General features: G+C 73.8%; 19 protein-coding genes. 18 read left to right on the top strand and 1 reads right to left on the bottom strand.

Annotated elements, in window-relative coordinates; all coding sequences use genetic code 11:
- Positions 1-59: 59 nt before the first annotated feature.
- From thrS to O2W20_RS18160, 18 genes are all read left to right on the top strand, one after another.
- A complete protein-coding gene (gene thrS, locus O2W20_RS18245) occupies positions 60-2,090 on the top strand; it encodes a threonine--tRNA ligase (RefSeq protein WP_269171752.1) in 2,031 nt (676 codons plus the stop codon).
- Positions 2,087-2,719: an HIT family protein gene (locus tag O2W20_RS18240; RefSeq protein WP_269171753.1), complete on the top strand. Its 633-nt coding sequence runs from the start codon at positions 2,087-2,089 to the stop codon at positions 2,717-2,719. Before thrS ends, O2W20_RS18240 begins: the two co-directional genes overlap by 4 nt.
- A complete protein-coding gene (pgsA, locus tag O2W20_RS18235; RefSeq protein ID WP_269171754.1) occupies positions 2,720-3,373 on the top strand; it encodes a phosphatidylinositol phosphate synthase in 654 nt (217 codons plus the stop codon).
- Entirely contained in the window at positions 3,370-4,335 is a 966-nt protein-coding gene (locus tag O2W20_RS18230) for a phosphatidylinositol mannoside acyltransferase (protein WP_269171755.1), read from the top strand. The genes pgsA and O2W20_RS18230 overlap by 4 nt, the downstream gene beginning before the upstream one ends.
- The gene (locus tag O2W20_RS18225; protein WP_269171756.1) at positions 4,335-5,561 is read left to right on the top strand and encodes a glycosyltransferase family 4 protein; all 1,227 of its coding nucleotides are present in this window, start codon (positions 4,335-4,337) and stop codon (positions 5,559-5,561) included. Before O2W20_RS18230 ends, O2W20_RS18225 begins: the two co-directional genes overlap by 1 nt.
- An 11-nt stretch (positions 5,562-5,572) precedes the next feature.
- Positions 5,573-6,109, top strand: a complete 537-nt coding sequence (locus O2W20_RS18220) for a hypothetical protein (RefSeq protein ID WP_269171757.1) — start codon at positions 5,573-5,575, stop codon at positions 6,107-6,109.
- A 64-nt stretch (positions 6,110-6,173) separates the two neighbouring features.
- The gene (pdxS, locus tag O2W20_RS18215) at positions 6,174-7,079 is read left to right on the top strand and encodes a pyridoxal 5'-phosphate synthase lyase subunit PdxS (RefSeq protein ID WP_442928938.1); all 906 of its coding nucleotides are present in this window, start codon (positions 6,174-6,176) and stop codon (positions 7,077-7,079) included.
- On the top strand, positions 7,076-7,774 hold the full coding sequence (gene pdxT / locus O2W20_RS18210) for a pyridoxal 5'-phosphate synthase glutaminase subunit PdxT (protein WP_269171758.1): 699 nt from the start codon (positions 7,076-7,078) through the stop codon (positions 7,772-7,774). Before pdxS ends, pdxT begins: the two co-directional genes overlap by 4 nt.
- A complete protein-coding gene (locus O2W20_RS18205; protein WP_269171759.1) occupies positions 7,771-8,523 on the top strand; it encodes a YebC/PmpR family DNA-binding transcriptional regulator in 753 nt (250 codons plus the stop codon). Before pdxT ends, O2W20_RS18205 begins: the two co-directional genes overlap by 4 nt.
- A 142-nt stretch (positions 8,524-8,665) precedes the next feature.
- Positions 8,666-9,247: a crossover junction endodeoxyribonuclease RuvC gene (gene ruvC / locus O2W20_RS18200; protein WP_269171760.1), complete on the top strand. Its 582-nt coding sequence runs from the start codon at positions 8,666-8,668 to the stop codon at positions 9,245-9,247.
- A complete protein-coding gene (gene ruvA / locus O2W20_RS18195; RefSeq protein ID WP_269171761.1) occupies positions 9,244-9,879 on the top strand; it encodes a Holliday junction branch migration protein RuvA in 636 nt (211 codons plus the stop codon). The genes ruvC and ruvA overlap by 4 nt, the downstream gene beginning before the upstream one ends.
- On the top strand, positions 9,876-11,003 hold the full coding sequence (ruvB, locus tag O2W20_RS18190; protein ID WP_269171762.1) for a Holliday junction branch migration DNA helicase RuvB: 1,128 nt from the start codon (positions 9,876-9,878) through the stop codon (positions 11,001-11,003). Before ruvA ends, ruvB begins: the two co-directional genes overlap by 4 nt.
- A 158-nt stretch (positions 11,004-11,161) precedes the next feature.
- Positions 11,162-11,497 (top strand): preprotein translocase subunit YajC, encoded by a 336-nt coding sequence (yajC, locus tag O2W20_RS18185; protein WP_269171763.1) that lies wholly within the window; start codon positions 11,162-11,164, stop codon positions 11,495-11,497.
- Between the two features lie 13 nt (positions 11,498-11,510).
- The gene (secD, locus tag O2W20_RS18180) at positions 11,511-13,157 is read left to right on the top strand and encodes a protein translocase subunit SecD (protein ID WP_269171764.1); all 1,647 of its coding nucleotides are present in this window, start codon (positions 11,511-11,513) and stop codon (positions 13,155-13,157) included.
- Positions 13,154-14,650 (top strand): protein translocase subunit SecF, encoded by a 1,497-nt coding sequence (gene secF, locus O2W20_RS18175; protein ID WP_269171765.1) that lies wholly within the window; start codon positions 13,154-13,156, stop codon positions 14,648-14,650. Before secD ends, secF begins: the two co-directional genes overlap by 4 nt.
- Positions 14,647-15,234 carry an adenine phosphoribosyltransferase gene (locus tag O2W20_RS18170; protein WP_331254089.1) on the top strand — a complete coding sequence of 196 codons (588 nt, stop codon included), beginning with the start codon at positions 14,647-14,649 and terminating at the stop codon, positions 15,232-15,234. The genes secF and O2W20_RS18170 overlap by 4 nt, the downstream gene beginning before the upstream one ends.
- Positions 15,235-15,334: 100 nt before the next feature.
- The gene (locus tag O2W20_RS18165) at positions 15,335-17,740 is read left to right on the top strand and encodes a RelA/SpoT family protein (protein WP_269171766.1); all 2,406 of its coding nucleotides are present in this window, start codon (positions 15,335-15,337) and stop codon (positions 17,738-17,740) included.
- On the top strand, positions 17,740-18,021 hold the full coding sequence (locus O2W20_RS18160) for a hypothetical protein (RefSeq protein ID WP_269171767.1): 282 nt from the start codon (positions 17,740-17,742) through the stop codon (positions 18,019-18,021). Before O2W20_RS18165 ends, O2W20_RS18160 begins: the two co-directional genes overlap by 1 nt.
- A 59-nt stretch (positions 18,022-18,080) precedes the next feature.
- Here O2W20_RS18160 and O2W20_RS18155 read toward each other — a convergent pair whose 3' ends face one another.
- A complete protein-coding gene (locus O2W20_RS18155) occupies positions 18,081-18,725 on the bottom strand; it encodes a class I SAM-dependent methyltransferase (protein WP_269171768.1) in 645 nt (214 codons plus the stop codon).
- Between the last annotated feature and the right edge of the window lie 13 nt (positions 18,726-18,738).

Raw genomic sequence — 18,738 nt, 5'->3', positions numbered from 1 at the left:
CTAGTCTCGACTGCGCCCGGCCGACCGGCCGGCACCGTGTCTGACCCCCGGGAGCTCTCGTGTCCACCCCGCCTTCGCCCACCGCCGTCACCGCGATCCTGGTGCCGGCCGGGACGACGGCCCTGCAGGCGCTCAAGGACGCCGGGGTGCCGCTGAAGGGCCCGGACGGTGCCGTCGTCGTCCGGGACGTTGTCTCCGGCGACCTCAAGGACCTCGGCTGGGTTGCCGACGCCGACGCCGAGGTCGAGCCGGTGCCCGCCGCCAGCGCCGACGGTCGCGCGGTCATCCGGCACTCCACCGCCCACGTGCTGGCCCAGGCCGTGCAGGACCTCTTCCCGGGCACCCGGCTGGGCATCGGCCCGCCGGTGGAGAACGGCTTCTACTACGACTTCGACCCCGAGCGGCCGTTCACCCCCGAGGACCTCCAGGCGCTGGAGAAGCGCATGCAGGCGATCGTGAAGCAGGGGCAGAACTTCAGCCGCCGGGAGATCGGCGACGACGAGGCGCGGGCCGAGCTGGCGCACGAGCCGTACAAGCTGGAGCTGATCGGCCTCAAGGGAGGCGCCGGTGAGGAGCCGGCCGAGGGCGCCGACGTCGAGGTGGGCGGCGCGCAGCTGACCATGTACGACAACCTCGACCCGCGCACCGGCGACCGGCTGTGGACCGACCTGTGCCGTGGCCCGCACCTGCCCCGCACCAGCACCATCCCGGCGTTCTCCCTCACCCGCAGCGCCGCCGCCTACTGGCGGGGCAGCGAGAAGAACCCGCAGCTGCAGCGGGTCTACGGCACCGCCTGGGAGAGCAAGGACGCGCACAAGGCGTACCTGGAGCAGATCGCCGAGGCCGAGCGCCGCGACCACCGGCGGCTCGGCGTCGAGCTCGACCTCTTCAGCTTCCCCGACGAGATCGGCTCGGGCCTGGCCGTCTTCCACCCCAAGGGCGGGGTGGTGAAGCGGGAGATGGAGGACTACGTCCGCCGCCGGCACCTGGAGGAGGGGTTCGACTACGTCGGCACCCCGCACATCAGCAAGCGCGGGCTGTTCGAGACCTCCGGGCACCTGCCGTACTACGAGGAGACGATGTTCCCGGCCATGGAGCTGGAGAACAGCGAGTACTTCCTCAAGGCCATGAACTGCCCGATGCACAACCTGATCTTCCGGTCGCGCGGGCGGTCCTACCGCGAGCTGCCGCTGCGGTTCTTCGAGTTCGGCTCGGTGTACCGGTACGAGAAGTCCGGCGTCGTACACGGCCTGACCCGCGTCCGCGGGCTGACCCAGGACGACTCGCACAGCTACGTCACCCCGGAGCAGGCGCCCGGGGAGGTCCGGCACCTGCTGGCCTTCGTCCTCGGGCTGCTGCGCGACTTCGGCCTGGACGACTACTACCTGGAGCTGTCCACCCGGGGCGAGGGCCCGAAGTTCATCGGCTCCGATGAGGAGTGGGCCAACGCCACCTCGGTGCTGGAGCAGGCAGCGCGGGAGACCGGCCTGGAGCTCGTGCCCGACCCGGGCGGGGCGGCCTACTACGGCCCGAAGATCTCCGTCCAGGCCCGCGACGCCATCGGGCGCACCTGGCAGATGTCGACCATCCAGTACGACTTCAACCAGCCGGCCCGCTTCGGCCTCGAGTTCAGCGCCGCCGACGGCACCCGGCAGCAGCCGGTGATGATCCACTCGGCGAAGTTCGGCTCGATCGAGCGGTTCTTCGGCGTGCTGACCGAGCACTACGCCGGCGCCTTCCCGGCCTGGCTCGCCCCGGTCCAGGTGGTCGGCATCCCGATCACCGACGAGCAGGTGCCCTACCTCACCGACGTCGCCCTGCAGCTGCGCCAGCGCGGCATCCGGGTGGAGATCGACGACTCCGACGACCGGATGCAGAAGAAGATCCGCACCGCCAGCAAGCAGAAGGTGCCCTTCGTGCTGATCGCCGGGGCCACCGACGCCGAGGCGGGGGCGGTCTCCTTCCGCTACCGCGACGGCTCCCAGCGCAACGGCGTCCCGGTTGCCGAGGCGGTGGCCCAAGTGGCCGCCTGGGTCGAGGGTCGGCACAACAGCGACCCGACCGCGGAGACCCCGATGGTGGCCGGATGACCGGGGGCATGGGCACCGGCATGGGCACCGGCACGGGCGAGGAACCGGCTGCCTACCGGGTGCCGCTGCGCAACGACGACGACGGGCCGACCTCGGGCTTCGAGCACCTGTGGACGCCGTACCGGATGGCCTACATCCGCGGGGAGAACAAGCCGACCGGCGACCACGACTGCCCGTTCTGCCTGATCCCGGCGATGTCGGACGAGGACGGGCTGATCGTGGCCCGGGGCGAGACGGTGTTCGCCGTCCTCAACCTCTACCCGTACAACGCCGGCCACCTGATGGTGGTGCCGTACCGGCACGTGCCCGACTACACCGACCTGACCATCGCCGAGGTCGCCGAGCTCGGGGCCTTCACCCAGACGGCGATGCGCGTGGTGCGGTCGGTCAGCGGCGCGCACGGGTTCAACATCGGGATGAACCAGGGCTCGGTCGCCGGCGCCGGCATCGCCGACCACCTGCACCAGCACGCGGTCCCGCGCTGGGGCGGGGACACCAACTTCATGCCGGTGGTCGGGCTGACCCGGGTGCTGCCGCAGGTGCTCGCCGAGACCCGGGCCCTGCTGGCCGGCGCCTGGCCGGCTGCCGGCCAGGGGGCCGGCCCCGCCCCGCACCCGACGGTGGCCTGAGTGCTCGGCGTCAACCTCCGGCCGGCCGTCGGCCGTTTCTGGGCGCCCGTGGTGCGCGGCCTGGTCCGGGCCGGGGTCACCGCCGACGCGGTGACCCTCACCGGCACCCTCGGCGCTGTCGTCTCCGCGGTCTTCCTGATCGGGAACGGCCTGCTGTTCTGGGGCGCCCTGGCCGTGACCGTCTTCGTGCTGCTGGACATGCTCGACGGCGCCCTGGCCCGGGCCCGCGGGGGCGGTTCGGTCTTCGGTGCGGTGCTGGACTCCGCCGGTGACCGGGCCGCCGACGCCGCCATCTTCGGCGGGCTGGTCTGGTGGTTCTCCGGCGCCGGGGACAACCGGCTGCTGGTCCTGCTCGCGCTGCTGTGCCTGGTGCTCGGGGTGCTCACCTCCTACGTCAAGGCCCGCGCCGAGGGGGTCGGGCTGTCGGCCGACGTGGGGATCGTCGAGCGCACCGAACGGCTGATCCTGGTGCTGGTCGGCACCGGGTTCACCGGCCTGGGCATCCCGTACGCACTCCACGTCGCGCTGTGGGTGCTGCTCGTCGGCAGCGCGGTGACGGTCGCGCAGCGGTTCGCCGCGGTCCGCCGGGAGGCCCACGGACGTCGACTGCCGACGTCGTCCCCCGACCAGCCGTCCGAGCGCCCCGCCCCGTGAGCCGCCGCGCCGACCTGCTCGCCCGGCTCACCGACGCCGGGTACGCAGCCGGCTGGCGGGCCGTCCGGCTGCTGCCCGAGCCGGTGGCCCGGGCCGGCGCCGCCGCGGGCGGCGCGCTCGCCGTCCGCCGCGGCGGACGGGGTGCCCGGCAGCTGCGGGCCAACCTGGACGTCGTCACCGGCGGCGACCTGGACGACAGTGCGCTGGATGCCCTCACCCGGCGGGCGATGCAGTCCTACGCCCGCTACTGGCAGGAGGCGTTCCGGCTGCCCACCCTGTCCAGCGAACGCATCCTCGCCGGCTCGGAGATGCGTGGCCGGGAGCACCTGGAGGCTGCACGAGCCCAGGGCCGCGGCATCGTCCTGGCCCTGCCGCACAGCGGGAACTGGGACGCCGCCGGGGTCTGGCTGATCGCCTGGCTCGGGGGCCCGTTCCTGACGGTTGCCGAGCGGCTGCGGCCGGAGTCGCTGTACCGCCGGTTCGTCGCCTTCCGGGAACGGCTGGGCATGCGGGTCGTACCGCTCACCGGCGGCGAGCGGCCCAGCTCGGCGGTGCTGCGCGAGTGGCTGGCCGACGGCGGGACCGCCTGCCTGCTGATGGACCGCGACCTGTCCGGCAGCGGTGTGCCGGTCACCTTCTTCGGCCGCCGGACGACGATGCCCGGCGGCCCGGCCCTCGTCGCAGCCCAGACCGGGGCGACCCTGCTGCCCGCCGTCTGCCAGTTCGACGGGGCGGGGTGGCAGTTCGTCGTCCACCCCCCGGTGCCGCTCGACGACGGGCCGGGTCGGCTGCGGGACCGGGTGACCAGCGCGACCCAGCAGGTCGCCGACGCCTTCGCCACGACGATCGCCGAACGTCCCGAGGACTGGCACGTGCTCGGCCGGGTCTGGCCCGAGGTGGGGCCCGAGGGGCGTGCCCCGGCCCTCCCGGTCGTGGCCGCGCCCCCGGCGGAGGTGGGGTGATGCGGATCGGGCTGGTCTGCCCCTACCAGTGGGACGTCCCCGGTGGCGTGCAGTACCACGTGCGCGACCTCGCCGAGACCCTGCGCGGGCTGGGGCACCACGTGGAGGTCCTGACCCCGGCGCTGCACGAGGAGTCGCTGCCCGCCGAGCACGTGACCTGGGCCGGTCGTGCGGTGCCGGTTCCCTACAACGGCTCGATGGCCAGCGTCTCCTTCGGCCTGGTCTCCGCCGCCCGGGCGCGCCGCTGGCTGCGGGACGGGCACTTCGACGTCGTCCACGTGCACGAGCCGGCGTCGGTGTCGCTGTCCTTGCTGGTCTGCATCATCGCCGAGGGCCCGATCGTGGCGACCTTCCACGCGGCGACCACCCGGTCCAAGGTGCTCGCGGCGCTCGGGCCGTGGGCGCGCCCGTGGCTGGAGAAGGTGGCCGGCCGGATCGCCGTCTCCGACTTCGCCCGCCGCGTCCAGGTCGAGCACCTGGGTGGCGACGCGGTGGTCATCCCCAACGGAGTGCACGTCGCGGCGTTCGCCGAGGGGCCGACGCTGGCCGGGTACCGGCGTGACACCGACGCCCCGACGATCGGCTTCCTCGGCCGCTACGACGAGCCGCGCAAGGGCCTGCCGGTGCTCCTGGCGGCGATGCGGACCGTGGTCGCCGAACACCCGCGGGCCCGGCTGCTCATCGCCGGCCGCGGCGACCCCGACGAGCTGGACGAGCTGGTGGCCGACGACCTTCGCCCGCACGTCACGGTCCTCGGGGAGCTGGACGAACCGGCGAAGGCGGCCTTCCTCCGCTCGGTCGACGTCTACTGCGCCCCGAACCTGCTGGGGGAGTCCTTCGGGGTGATCCTGCTGGAGGCGATGGGCGCCGGTGCGCCGGTGGTCGCCAGCGACCTGGACGCCTTCAGCCGGGTCCTGGCGGACGGCGCCGCCGGGGTGCTGGTCCGGCGTGGGGACGCCGCCGCGCTGGCCACGGCGCTCGGCGGCCTGCTGGCCGACCCCGTCCGGCGGGCCGAGCTGCAGGCGGCCGGCAGGCGGGCCGTCGCCGACTACGACTGGGCCGTGGTCGCCCAGCGGATCCTCGCCGTCTACGAGACGGTCGCCCCGCCGGGCGGCACCGGGGTGACCGCCTCCACCGCCGCCGACGCCGCGCTGCTGGGTGATCTCCCCGACGCGACCGGTGCACCCGGGGCGTCAGGGCCCTTCCGCCGGCGGGTCCGCCGCTAACCTGGGACCCGATGACCACTGCGACCTGGCTGCTGCTCGCCGCCGGGCTCCTGGTGGCCCTGGCGCTCCTCTGGACGGCCTGGACGCTCACCCGGCTGCGCCGGCTGGCCGGGCGGGTCCGCCGCGCACGGGAGGTCCTCGACGCCGCGCTGCGGCGCCGGGCCGAGCTGGCGGCGGCGCTGGCCCGGGAGCACGCCGGTGACCTCGGTCCCGAGCGCGCCGACGCGCTGGCCTCGGCTGCGGCCGGGGCCCGGGCGCCGTCGGCCGGGGACCGGGAGGCCGCCGAGAACGCGCTGGGCCGGCTGCTCCGCCGGGTCCCCGCCGGGGTGCTCCCCCCGGAGCTCGAGGACGCCGGCATGCGGGTGGGCCTGGCCCGGCGGTTCTACAACGACGCCGTCCGGGACACCCGGACGCTGCGCCGGGGCCGGCTGGCCCGGGTGCTGCGGCTGCACGCCGGCCGTCCGCTGCCCCGGTACTTCGACATCGACGACGGCCTCGACGCGGTGCTCACCGGCCCCGGCTCCGGCACCGCGCGGCCCGTCGGCTGATCCGCCGTACGCTGGGCCGTCCCCTCCCGCCGGTCCCCGGCCCGACGACCTGCGAGGCAGCAGCGTGACCCTGAACCACAGCGAGCCCACCGGCACCGGCACCGAGCGCGTCAAGCGCGGGATGGCCGAGCAGCTGAAGGGCGGCGTCATCATGGACGTCGTCACCCCCGAGCAGGCCAAGATCGCCGAGGACGCCGGCGCCGTCGCGGTGATGGCCCTGGAGCGGGTGCCCGCCGACATCCGCGTCGAGGGCGGCATCGCCCGGATGAGCGACCCCGACATGATCGAGGGCATCATCGGCGCGGTCTCCATCCCGGTGATGGCCAAGGCCCGGATCGGTCACTTCGTCGAGGCCCAGGTGCTGCAGGCGCTCGGGGTCGACTACGTCGACGAGTCCGAGGTGCTCACCCCGGCCGACGAGGCGCACCACATCGTCAAGAGCGCGTTCACCGTGCCCTTCGTCTGCGGCGCCACCGACCTCGGGGAGGCGCTGCGCCGGATCTCCGAGGGCGCGGCGATGATCCGCTCCAAGGGCGAGGCCGGCACCGGCAACGTGGTCGAGGCCACCCGGCACATGCGGGCGATCCGGGCCGGCATCAAGCGGCTGGGCACCCTGGACGAGACCGAGCTGTTCGTCGCCGCCAAGGAGCTGCGGGCCCCGTACGACCTCGTGGTCGAGGTCGCCCGCACGGGCGCGCTCCCCGTCGTCCTGTTCACCGCCGGCGGCATCGCCACCCCGGCGGACGCCGCGATGATGATGCAGCTGGGCGCCCAGGGCGTCTTCGTCGGTTCGGGCATCTTCAAGTCCGGCGACCCGGCGCAGCGCGCCGCCGCGATCGTGCAGGCCACCACCTTCTTCGACGACCCCGGCGTGATCGCCAAGGTCTCCCGCGGGCTCGGTGAGGCCATGGTCGGCATCAACGTCAGCACGCTGCCGGAGAGCGAGCAGTACGCCAAGCGCGGCTGGTGACCCCGCCGACGATCGGGGTGCTCGCGCTGCAGGGCGACGTCCGCGAGCACCTCGCCGCACTGCGGGCGGCCGGCGCCGAGGCGCGGCCGGTGCGCCGGCCCGGTGAGCTGGCCGAGGTCGACGGGCTGGTCCTGCCCGGCGGGGAGTCCACCACGATGGCCAAGCTCGCCGAGCGGTTCGGCATGCTGCAGCCGTTGAGGGACGCCGTCCGCGCCGGGCTCCCCGCCTACGGGTCGTGCGCCGGGATGATCCTGCTGGCCGACACGGTGCTCGACGCCCCGGCCGACCAGGAGACGATCGGTGGCCTGGACGTGACGGTGCGCCGCAACGCGTTCGGCCGGCAGGTCGACTCCTTCGAGACCGAGGTGCAGCTGGCCGGGGTCCCCGGGCCGCCGCTGCACGCGGTGTTCATCCGGGCGCCGTGGGTCGAGGAGGTCGGCCCGGACGTCGAGGTGCTCGGCCGGGTGGAGGGCGGACCGGCCGACGGTAAGATCGTCGCCGTCCGTCAGGGCCGGCTGGTGGCCACCAGCTTCCACCCCGAGCTCACCGGGGACACCCGGGTGCACGCTCTCTTCGTGGAGCTGGTGCGGGAGGTCGTGGAGCTGGTGCCGGAGGCAACGGCGATGAGGGCACGAGACCATGCGAGCAGTGCCGGCGCCGGAGCGGACGCGGGCAGTGAGGGGAGAACGTCGTGAGCGGGCATTCCAAGTGGGCGACGACCAAGCACAAGAAGGCCGGCATCGATGCCAAGCGAGGCAAGCTCTTCGCCAAGCTGATCAAGAACATCGAGGTCGCCGCGCGCACCGGCGGTGCTGACCTGTCGGGCAACCCGACGCTCTACGACGCCGTCCAGAAGGCGAAGAAGAGCTCGGTGCCCAACGACAACATCGACCGCGCGGTCAAGCGCGGCGGTGGCCTCGAGGCCGGTGGGGTCGACTACCAGGGCATCACCTACGAGGGCTACGCCGCCGGCGGCGTCGCCGTGCTGATCGAGTGCCTCACCGACAACAAGAACCGGTCGGCGATGGAGGTGCGCACCGCGATGACCCGCAACGGGGGCAACATGGCCGACCCCGGCTCAGTCTCCTACCTCTTCTCCCGCAAGGGCATCGTCGTGGTCCCCGCGACCGGGACCACCGAGGACGACGTGCTGATGGCCGTGCTGGACGCCGGTGCGGAGGAGGTCCGCGACCTGGGCGACACCTTCGAGGTGGTCTGCGAGCCCACCGACCTGGTCGCCGTGCGCACCGCCCTGCAGGACGCCGGCATCGACTACGACTCCGCGGACATGGGCTTCCTGCCCAGCGTGCAGGTCGAGCTGGACGCCGATGGCGCAGGCAAGGTCTTCCGGCTCATCGACGCCCTCGAGGACCTCGACGACGTGCAGAACGTGTACGCGAACTACGACGTCTCCGACGAGGTCATGGAGTCCATCGACGCCTAGAAGGACCCTGCTGCCCCCCACCACTCGCAGGCTCGCGGCGGGTCCCTGCAGCAGGGCCGTTCCAGCTCGTCGCCAGCGTGTCGGTGGGGGGCCAGTGGACCTCGGCGGTTAGCGTGGTTCGAACACGTGTTCGCGTCGGCTGGTGGAGGTCCTCATGCGGGTGCTCGGCATCGACCCGGGGCTCACCCGGTGCGGGTGGGGCGTGGTCGAGGGGCGCCCCGGTGCTCGACCGACCGCCCTGGGGGTCGGCGTCGTCCGCACCTCGCCCGACCTCGACCTGGAACTGCGTCTGCTGGAGGTGCACACCGCCGTGACCGCACTGCTGCGCGAGCACCGGCCCACCGCGGTCGCCATCGAGCGGGTGTTCACCCAGAACAACAAGGGGACGGCGACCGGCACCGCGCAGGCCGCCGGCGTCGCCGCCCTGGCCGCCGCCCAGGCCGACGTGCCGGTTGCCTGGCACACGCCCAGCGAGGTCAAGGCCGCCATCTCCGGCAACGGCCGCGCGGACAAGGACCAGGTCACGATGATGGTCACCCGGGTCCTCGGGCTCGCCACCGCGCCCAAGCCCGCCGACGCCGCCGACGCCCTGGCGCTGGCCGTCTGCCACGTGTGGCGGGGGCCGGCGCAGCAGCGGCTGCGGGTCGCGGCCCTGGCCGGCGGCATCGGCGCCCCCGTCCGGCCGGCGACGCTGCCCCGCTGGACGGGGGTGGCGCCGCGATGATCGCCTCGGTGAACGGCCGGGTGGCCGCGGTGTCGCCCGACGGTGCGGTCCTCGAGGTCGGTGGCGTGGGGCTGTCCGTGCAGTGCACCCCCGGCACGATCGCCCGGCTGGCGGTGGGGGAGCAGGCCCGGCTGTCGACCAGCCTGGTCGTCCGCGAGGACTCCCTCACCCTCTACGGCTTCGCCGACGACGACGAGCGTCAGCTGTTCGAGCTGCTGCAGACCGCCAACGGCGTGGGCCCCCGGCTCGCCCAGGCGGTGCTGGCGATCCACCCGCCCCGCGAGGTGCGCCGGGCGGTGTCGATGGGCGACCTCAAGGCGCTGATGCAGGTGCCCGGGATCGGCAAGAAGGGCGCCGAGCGGCTGGTGCTGGAGCTCCGCGACCGGCTGGGCACGACGGCGTCGGACACCTCGCTGGACGGCCCGCCGGCGGCCGGCCTCGGCGGGGTCACCCCGGTGGCCCCCTGGCGGGACCAGCTCACCGCGGCCCTGGTCGGGCTGGGCTGGTCGAGCCGGGAGGCGGACACCGCGGTCTCCGCCCTCGAGCCGGTGGCCGAGGAGCAGCAGCTGGCCGGCGGCGTCCAGGTCGCGGTCCTCCTGCGGCAGGCCCTCCAGATCCTGGGGCGGTCGTGAGCACCCCGTTCGACCGCGGGCTCTCCGCCGCCGACGCCGGGCCGGGCCGGTTCCCCGACGACGCGGTCGACCCCCGGGCCGGCGACGAGGAACGGGTCGTCGAGTCGGCGCTGCGCCCGAACTCGCTGGCCGACTTCATCGGCCAGCCCAAGGTCGCCCGCCAGCTGGACCTCGTGCTGGAGGGGGCCAAGCGCCGCGGCCGGCCGCCGGACCACGTGCTGCTCTCCGGCCCGCCCGGGCTGGGCAAGACCAGCCTCGCGCTGATCATCGGCACCGAGCTCGGCACCGCGGTGAAGATCACCAGCGGGCCGGCGATCGAACGCTCCGGCGACCTCGCCGCGATGCTGTCCAACCTCGGCCCCGGCGACGTGCTGTTCATCGACGAGATCCACCGCATCGCCCGGCCGGCCGAGGAACTGCTCTACATGGCGATGGAGGACTTCCGGGTCGACGTCGTCGTCGGCAAGGGACCGGGCGCCACGGCCATCCCGCTGGAGATCCACCCGTTCACCCTGGTCGGCGCCACCACCCGCGCCGGGCTGCTGACCGGGCCGCTGCGCGACCGGTTCGGCTTCGTCGGGCAGATGGAGTTCTACGAGGTCGCCGACCTGGAGCGGGTGCTGGCGCGCAGCGCCGACCTGCTCGGGGTCCAGCTCACCGACGACGGTTCCGCGGAGATCGCCGGGCGCTCCCGCGGCACCCCGCGGATCGCCAACCGCCTGCTGCGCCGGGTCCGCGACTACGCCGAGGTGCGGGCCGACGGCCGGATCACCCGGGACGTCGCGCAGGCGGCGCTGGCCCTGTACGACGTGGACGACCTCGGGTTGGACCGGCTGGACCGGTCGGTCCTCGAGGCCCTGGTGGTCCGCTTCGGCGGTGGCCCGGTGGGGGTGGCGACCCTCGCGGTGGCCGTCGGGGAGGAGCCGCACACGGTCGAGGAGGTCTGCGAGCCGTTCCTCGTGCGGGCCGGGCTGCTGGCCCGCACCTCGCGCGGGCGGGTGGCGACCGAGGCGGCCTTCCGTCATCTCGGGCAGGCCGTGCCGCGGGGTGGACTGCCGCTCAGCAGCCTCTCAGCCGACCCGCCGTCGGACGCGCCGTCGTCACAGACCCTCTTCGACGCATAGACTCCTCTGCGCTGGCGCGCAACCCGGCTGCGGCCGGGGCGCCTCGCCCCGGAGCCACCCTGCGCAGGCGGGCGTGCGCCGGCGCCGATGTACCCGAGCGGCCCGATCCCGGGCCGCACCCACCGCGCGACTCGCTGCGGTAGAGAGGCTCACCCGTCGTGGAACAGTTCTTCCCGTTGATCCTGCTCGTCCTGGCCTTCGGCCTGCTGATCGTGCTGCCCGCCCGGCAGCGCAAGAAGCTGCAGGCGAAGGCCGAAGCGCTGCAGTCCTCGCTGACCGTGGGCACCCCGGTCATGCTGACCAGCGGGATCCACGGCACGGTCGCCTCGCTCGGCGAGGGCACCGTCGGCCTGGAGGTCGCCCCGGGGGTCGTCATCACCGTGGCCCGCCCGGCGGTCATGGAGATCCGCCAGTCGGCGTCCGGCGCCGTCCCGCCCGAGGGGGCCACCGGCACCATCGACGGCGACGGCGACTCCACCGACCGCACCCGCTGAGCCGGGTCGACGCATGGCCGCCCGTCAGCTCCCCGCCCGCCGGTACTTCGCGGCTTTCCTCCTGATCGTCGCCGGGCTGTACTCCCTGGTCTTCCTCACCGGCGACCAGCGCACGCCGCAGCTCGGACTCGACCTGCAGGGCGGGACGACGGTGACCCTCGAGGCCCGCACGCCCGATGGTCAGGCGCCCGACCCCGAGGACCTCGATCTCGCCCGCGAGATCATCGAGCAGCGGGTCAACGGCCTGGGCGTCGCCGAGGCCGAGGTCGTCACCGAGGGCAACAGCAACATCGTCATCTCGGTGCCGGGCGAGGACGGCGACGAGGCCCGCGAACTGGGGGCCACCGCGCAGCTGCGGTTCCGTCCGGTCCTCGTCGGTCCGGAGCCGGCCGCCACGGACCCGGCAGCGACCGACCCGGCGGCCACGGACCCGGCGGCCACGGACCCGGCGGCCACGGACCCGGCGGCCACGGACCCGGCGGCCACGGATCCGGCGGCCACGGATCCGGCCGCCACGGACCCGGCGGCCACCGAGCCTGCTGCTGCCGACCCGGATGCACCGGTCGTCACCCAGGAGGAGGCGCTCGCCGAGTACGCGACGCTCACCTGCGACACGACCACCACCGAGGTCGACCAGCCCGAGTCCTTCATCGCCGCGTGTTCCGACGACGGCACCGCGAAGTTCCTGCTCGGGCCGGCGGTCATCGAGGGCACCGACGTCGCCGACGCCACGGCCGGCACCGAGGTCGGCACCGGTGAGTGGGTCGTCAACCTCGACTTCACGTCCTCGGGCTCGGCCGCCTGGGCGGACTACACGACGGCCAACGTCGGCAACAACGTGGCGATCACCCTCGACGGGCGGGTCGTCTCCGCGCCGACGATCAACTCGGCCATCGTGGGTGGCACCACCCAGATCACCGGGAGCTTCGACCAGGCCGCTGCCACCGAGCTGGCCAACCAGCTCAAGTACGGCGCCCTGCCGCTGACCTTCAGCCAGGCGACGGCGCAGACGATCACGACCGAGCTGGGCAGCGAGCAGCTGCGCGCCGGGCTCATCGCCGGCGGGATCGGCGTCGCACTCGTGTTCGTCTACGCGCTGCTGTACTACCGGCTGCTCGGCCTGGTGATGATCGCCAGCCTGGTCCTCTCGGCGGTGGTCGTCTACGCCTGCCTGGTCTTGCTCAGCCGGGAGATCGGCTTCGCACTGAGCCTCGCCGGGATCGCCGGGTTCATCGTGTCCATCGGCATCACGGCCGACTCGTTCGTCGTCTACTTCGAGCGGCTCAAGGACGAGGTGCGCGAGGGGCGCAGCCTGCGCAGCGCCACGCCACGGGCCTGGGTGCGGGCCCGCCGGACGATCCTCTCCGCCGATGCGGTGAGCTTCCTCGCCGCGGCCATCCTGTACTGGCTGGCCATCGGTGACGTGAAGGGCTTCGCGTTCACCCTGGGCCTGTCCACGGTGCTCGACCTGATCGTCGTCTTCCTCTTCACCCACCCGCTGATGGTGGTGCTCAGCCGGGTCAAGGGGTTCGGGACCAACCGCTTCTCCGGGCTGGGCCGGGTGGACCACAGCCGCCGGCCGGTCCAGCCGTCGCTGAGCGACCGCGAGCTGGTCGGCGCCGCCACCGGCAGCAGCAGCACGAACGGGAGCAACCGATGACCCCCCGCGACCGCACCGGCGCCGACGGCGCCGTCCCCGAGGGCCACGGCTGGGGAGAGCAGGCCCCGGAGGAGCAGGACCCGGTGATCCGTCCGGATGCCCCCACCGCCGGACCCACCCCCGAGCCGGTGGACGAGGCCGGGCGCGGCGAGGAGCCGGACGACGAGGAGGTCGACGACTCCGACGTCCGCGACGAGGCGGCCGGTGACAGCACCGGCGACCAGGCGCTCGCCGACGCCGGGCTCCCCGCCGAGGGGACGGTCCCGGGTGCCGCCCGGGCACGCCCCCGGGCGTCCCTGGCGCACCGGCTGTACAACGGCGAGGTCGGCCTGGACGTGGTCGGCCGTCGGCGCTTCTGGTTCCGGGTCACCGCCGTCGTGATGCTGCTGTGCGTGGCGGCGATGGTGTTCCGCGGGTTCAACTTCGGCATCGAGTTCGCCGGCGGGAACAGCGTGCGGGTGCCGGCCACCAGCGCCGAGCTCGGCGAGGTCCGCGAGGCCGCCGAGGAGGCCGGGGCCCAGGTCTCCAGCGCCCAGGTGGTCGGTGGCGACTCCGTCCTGCTGCGCACCAGTGCGCTGGACAACGAGACCGAGACGGCCGTGGTCGCCGCGGTCGCCGACGCTGCCGGCGTCGACCCCTCCCAGGTCAGCCCGCAGTCGGTGAGCGCGGACTGGGGGGGCAACGTCACCAACCAGGCGCTGATCGCGTTGGCCGTCTTCCTGGTCGCGGTGGTGGCCTTCCTGGCCATCCGGTTCCGACCGACGATGGCGATCGCCGCGATCGCCGCCCTGCTGCACGACATCGTCGTCACCGCGGGGATCTACGCGCTGGTCGGCTTCGAGGTCTCGCCCTCGACGGTCATCGGCCTGCTGACGATCCTGGGCTTCTCGCTGTACGACACCGTCGTGGTGTTCGACAAGGTCGACGAGAACACCAAGGACCTCGACAAGAGCGCCCGGTCCACCTACGGCGAGGCCGCGAACCTGGCGGTGAACCAGACGCTGATGCGCTCGATCAACACCTCGGTCATCGCGCTGCTGCCGGTCGCCGGGCTGCTGTTCGTCGGCGCCGGGCTGCTCGGGGCCGGCACGCTGAAGGACCTCGCCCTGGTCCTCTTCGTCGGTCTGGCCGCGGGCACCTACAGCTCCATCTTCCTGGCCACCCCGGTGCTCGCCGAGCTGGAGGAGCGCCGGCCCGAGCAGCAGGCGCTGCGCCGGCGGGTGCTGGCCCGCCGGTCGGCCGAGGCCCGCCAGGGCGGCGCGCGGGTCGACGCCCCGGTCGCGACGGCCCGGCGGGGGAGCGGGGCGACCCGCCGCTCGGCGGTCACGGTCGCCGAGCGCGAGGAGAGCCTGCCGAGCCAGCCGATGGCCGACGTGCAGATCGAGTCGCCGGCCTCGGTGCGCCCCGGTGCCCGGGGCGGGACCACCACCCCGCGGCCCGGTCAGCGGCCGAGCCGGCCGGGGCAGCGTCCGGCGGGCCGGAAGCGACGGTGAGCACCCTGCAGGACGGTGAGCTGCCGATCGAGGAGCTGATCGCCAGCTTCTCGGTGGACGTGCCCGACTTCCCCGAGCCCGGGGTGCTGTTCCGCGACCTGACCCCGGTCTTCGCCGATGCCGGCGCGTTCCGGCGGGTCGTCGACGCGCTCACCGAGCCCGCCGACGTCGACCCGCGGGCGGCTGCGCTGGGCCGGGCCGACGGCGGGCCGGGCTTCGACGTCGTCGCCGGCGTCGAGGCCCGCGGCTTCCTGCTCGCGGCCGCCGTCGCCCTGGACGCCGGGACCGGCGTCCTCCCGGTGCGCAAGGCGGGCAAGCTGCCCCGCGAGGTCGTCACGGCCGAGTACGTCCTGGAGTACGGGACGGCGACCCTCGAACTGCACGCCGATGCGATCACCCCCGGCCAGCGGGTGCTGCTGGTCGACGACGTCCTGGCCACCGGCGGCACGCTGGAGGCGGCCATCGCGCTGGTCGAACAGCTCGGCGGGGTGGTGACCGCGGTCGCCGTCGTCGTGGAGCTCATGGCCCTCGGCGGGCGGGAGCGCCTGGCCCCGCACCCGGTGCACGCGCTCTGGCGGGTCTGAGCCCGACCTCACCCCATCCCGGGTGAGCGCAGGGGGTGCGACCCGGTGGGGCGCGGCTAGCATGGGCAGGGTCCACCTCCTCAACAGTGCAGGAGCACCCGTGGCCTCTGACGTCGTCGCACCGCAGACGTCCGGCGCGCCTGCCGTCGAGGAGGCGCCGCCCCGGGTGCCGCTGCCCGAGCGGCCCGCCGTCCGTCGCCCCGACGACGTGGCCCCCGAGCCGGGCGGGGAGGCCGAGACCGCACCCCGGAGACGGGTCCGCGACCGGCTCGCCCGGCGGATCGTGGCCGGGCAGCGTTCCACCGGCATCCGTCCGGTGCTGGAGCCGCTATCGGTGCTGCACCGGCAGAGCCACCCGAAGGCCGACCTCGCCCTTCTGCAGCGCGCCTACGACGTCGCCGAGGAGGCGCACGCCGAGCAGAAGCGCAAGAGCGGCGACCCCTACATCACCCATCCGCTCGCCGTCGCCACCGTGCTCGCCGGGCTGGGCATGGACACCACGACGCTGGTCGCCGCCCTGCTGCACGACACGGTCGAGGACACCGGCACGACGCTGGAGTCGATCACCGCCGACTTCGGCCCCGAGGTGGCACACCTCGTCGACGGCGTCACGAAGATCGACAAGGTCAAGTTCGGCGACGGCGCGCAGGCCGAGACGATCCGCAAGATGATCGTCGCGATGTCCCGCGACCCGCGGGTGCTGGTCATCAAGCTCGCCGACCGGCTGCACAACATGCGCACGCTGCGCTTCCTCCCGCCGGAGAAGCAGGAGAAGAAGGCGCGCGAGACGCTGGAGATCCTCGCCCCGCTGGCCCACCGGCTGGGCATGAACACGATCAAGTGGGAGCTCGAGGACCTGGCCTTCGCCACCCTCTACCCCAAGCGGTACGACGAGATCGTGCGGCTGGTGGCGGAGCGTGCGCCGTCCCGGGACACCTACCTGGCCGAGGTCACCTCGGCGGTGACCGAGCAGCTCAAGGCGGCCAAGATCGAGGCCGCCGTCACCGGCCGGCCCAAGCACTACTACTCGATCTACCAGAAGATGATCGTCCGCGGCCGGGACTTCACCGACATCTGGGACCTGGTCGGCATCCGGATCCTGGTCGAGTCCGTCCGCGACGTGTACGCCGCACTCGGCATCATGCACGCGCACTGGCAGCCGGTACCCGGCCGGTTCAAGGACTTCGTGGCGATGCCGAAGTTCAACATGTACCAGTCGCTGCACACCACGGTGATCGGCCCACAGGGCAAGCCGGTGGAGCTGCAGATCCGCACCCACGACATGCACCGCACCGCCGAGTACGGGATCGCGGCGCACTGGAAGTACAAGGAGAAGGCCCGGGCGGCCGGCGGCAAGGCCGACCTCACCCCGGCCCCGGGCGCCCCGGGCGACGACATGCTCTGGCTGCGCCAGCTGCTGGACTGGCAGCGCGAGGCGCAGGAGCCCGGCGAGTTCCTGGAGACGCTGCGCTACGACCTCGGTCCGCAGGAGGTCTTCGTCTTCACGCCCAAGGGCGACGTGATCAGCCTGCCGGGGGAGTCGACCCCGGTCGACTTCGCGTACGCGGTGCACACCGAGGTCGGGCACCGGTGCATCGGCGCCCGGGTCAACGGCAACCTGGTGTCCCTGGACAGCCGGCTGTCCAACGGCGACGTCGTGGAGGTCTTCACCTCCCGGTCGCCGAGCGCCGCCCCCTCGAAGGACTGGCTGACCTTCGTCGGCAGCTCGCGGGCCCGCACCAAGATCCGCCAGTGGTTCACCAAGGAGCGTCGCGAGGACGCCGTCGAGGCGGGCAAGGACGCGCTGACCAAGGCGATGCGCAAGGCGGGCCTGCCGTTGCAGCGGCTGCTGGGCGGGGAGTCACTGGCCACCCTCGCCGCCGACCTGCACTACCCCGACGTCAGCGCGCTGTACGCGGCGGTGGGGGAGAACCAGGTCTCGGCGCACTCGCTGGTCGAGAAGCTGATCACCGCCCTGGGCGGGTCGGAGGGCGCGGCCGAGGACATCGCCGAGACGGCGATCCCGACCAAGCGCACCGTCGCCCGCACCGCCAGCGGTGACCCGGGCGTGGTCGTGCACGGCATGCACGACGTGTGGGCCAAGCTCGCCAAGTGCTGCACCCCGGTGCCCGGCGACGAGATCCTCGGCTTCGTGACCCGCGGTGGCGGCGTGAGCGTGCACCGCACCGACTGCACCAACGCCGAGGACCTGCAGGCCAAGCCGGAGCGGCTGGTGGAGGTCGACTGGGCGTCCCAGCCCGGTGCGGTGTTCCTGGTCGCGATCCAGGTGGAGGCACTGGACCGGCACCGGCTGCTCTCCGACGTCACCCGGGCCCTGGCCGACGAACGGGTCAACATCCTGTCCGCCTCGGTGCAGACCAGCCGCGACCGGGTGGCGATCAGCCGGTTCACCTTCGAGCTGGCCGACCCGGCGCACCTGGGCGCGGTGCTGCAGACCGTCCGCAACGTCGACGGCGTCTTCGACGTGGAGCGCGTCACCGCCTGATGGACGTTGGATCGGTCGATCCGCGGGACGTGCGCTGGGAGATCGACGAGCCGCGGTACCGGGTGCACTTCTGGACCGAGTCGGCCGACCCCGTGACCGGCAGCATCGGCCGGGGCGCTGACGAGCAGGAGCTCTCGGGCCCGGACGTGGACGGGGCGGCTGTCCTCGCCTGGGCCGCGGACGAGGCGACAGAGCGCGGCGCCGACTGGTTCGAGGTCTTCGTGGTCGTCGACCGCACGCCGGGCGACCGTGGCCTGGTGCGGCTGACGCCGCTGCGCTGACCGCGCGTGGGCAGCGAAGGCCCCGGGAGCCCGTGGAGGGGCGGCTGCGGCGGGCCCTCTCAGGGGAGCCGGGTGGCGACGACGGCGTACAGCGGGTCGCCGGTGCCCGGCGGGGTGCGCAGGGTGACCGTCGGCTCGGTGAACCGCCCGCTGCGCCGGACCAGCTCCGCGACGACGGCCCCGTGCTGCCGGTCGTCGGTGGCCAGCCAGCCGCGGACGGCCTTGGTGGGGAAGCAGCGGTTGGAGAAGGTGACCGCCAGGCGGCCGCCGGGGCGCAGCACCCGGCCCACGTCGGCGAGCACCTCGACGGGCCGGGTGAGGTAGTCGATCGACACGCAGCAGACAGCCGCGTCGACGTCCCCGTCGGGCAGCGGGACGTGCGGATCGGTGTTCAGGTCGTGCACCAGCCGCTGGGTGGCCGCCGGGTTGGCGGCCAGCTCCTCGTCGTTCATGCCGAGCACCACGAGCTCGGCGGGGGGCGTGCGGAAGTGCGACACCCACGAGGACATCAGGTCCAGCACCCGCGTCGGCCGGGGTGCGGCGCCGTCGATGCCCAGCTCGGCGTACAGCTCACCGACGGCGGAGATCGCACCCTCGTCGATGTGCGTCACGAGCCGGGGCCGGTCGTAGAACCCGGCGTCCGGCCCGTCGTCGCTGCGGTCGAAGAAGCCCGGCGGGAAGCCGGCGTACGGGTCGGCGTCCATCACACCTCAGTGT

The organism is Modestobacter sp. VKM Ac-2982, assembly GCF_026967935.1.
In the GTDB taxonomy this organism is placed as follows: Bacteria; Actinomycetota; Actinomycetes; order Mycobacteriales; family Geodermatophilaceae; genus Modestobacter.
Note: the sequence above shows the minus strand (reverse complement) of the source record. Positions and strands in the feature narration are given on the sequence as shown.

What these genes read in the sequence shown, in the direction of transcription:
- O2W20_RS18240 (WP_269171753.1), top strand. Translation starts at nt 2,087, where the DNA reads ATGACCGGGGGCATGGGCACCGGCATGGGCACCGGCACGGGCGAGGAA.
- O2W20_RS18225 (WP_269171756.1), top strand. Translation starts at nt 4,335, where the DNA reads ATGCGGATCGGGCTGGTCTGCCCCTACCAGTGGGACGTCCCCGGTGGC.
- O2W20_RS18220 (WP_269171757.1), top strand. Translation starts at nt 5,573, where the DNA reads ATGACCACTGCGACCTGGCTGCTGCTCGCCGCCGGGCTCCTGGTGGCC.
- ruvA (WP_269171761.1), top strand. Translation starts at nt 9,244, where the DNA reads ATGATCGCCTCGGTGAACGGCCGGGTGGCCGCGGTGTCGCCCGACGGT.
- secD (WP_269171764.1), top strand. Translation starts at nt 11,511, where the DNA reads ATGGCCGCCCGTCAGCTCCCCGCCCGCCGGTACTTCGCGGCTTTCCTC.
- secF (WP_269171765.1), top strand. Translation starts at nt 13,154, where the DNA reads ATGACCCCCCGCGACCGCACCGGCGCCGACGGCGCCGTCCCCGAGGGC.
- O2W20_RS18160 (WP_269171767.1), top strand. Translation starts at nt 17,740, where the DNA reads ATGGACGTTGGATCGGTCGATCCGCGGGACGTGCGCTGGGAGATCGAC.
- O2W20_RS18155 (WP_269171768.1), bottom strand. Translation starts at nt 18,725, where the DNA reads ATGGACGCCGACCCGTACGCCGGCTTCCCGCCGGGCTTCTTCGACCGC.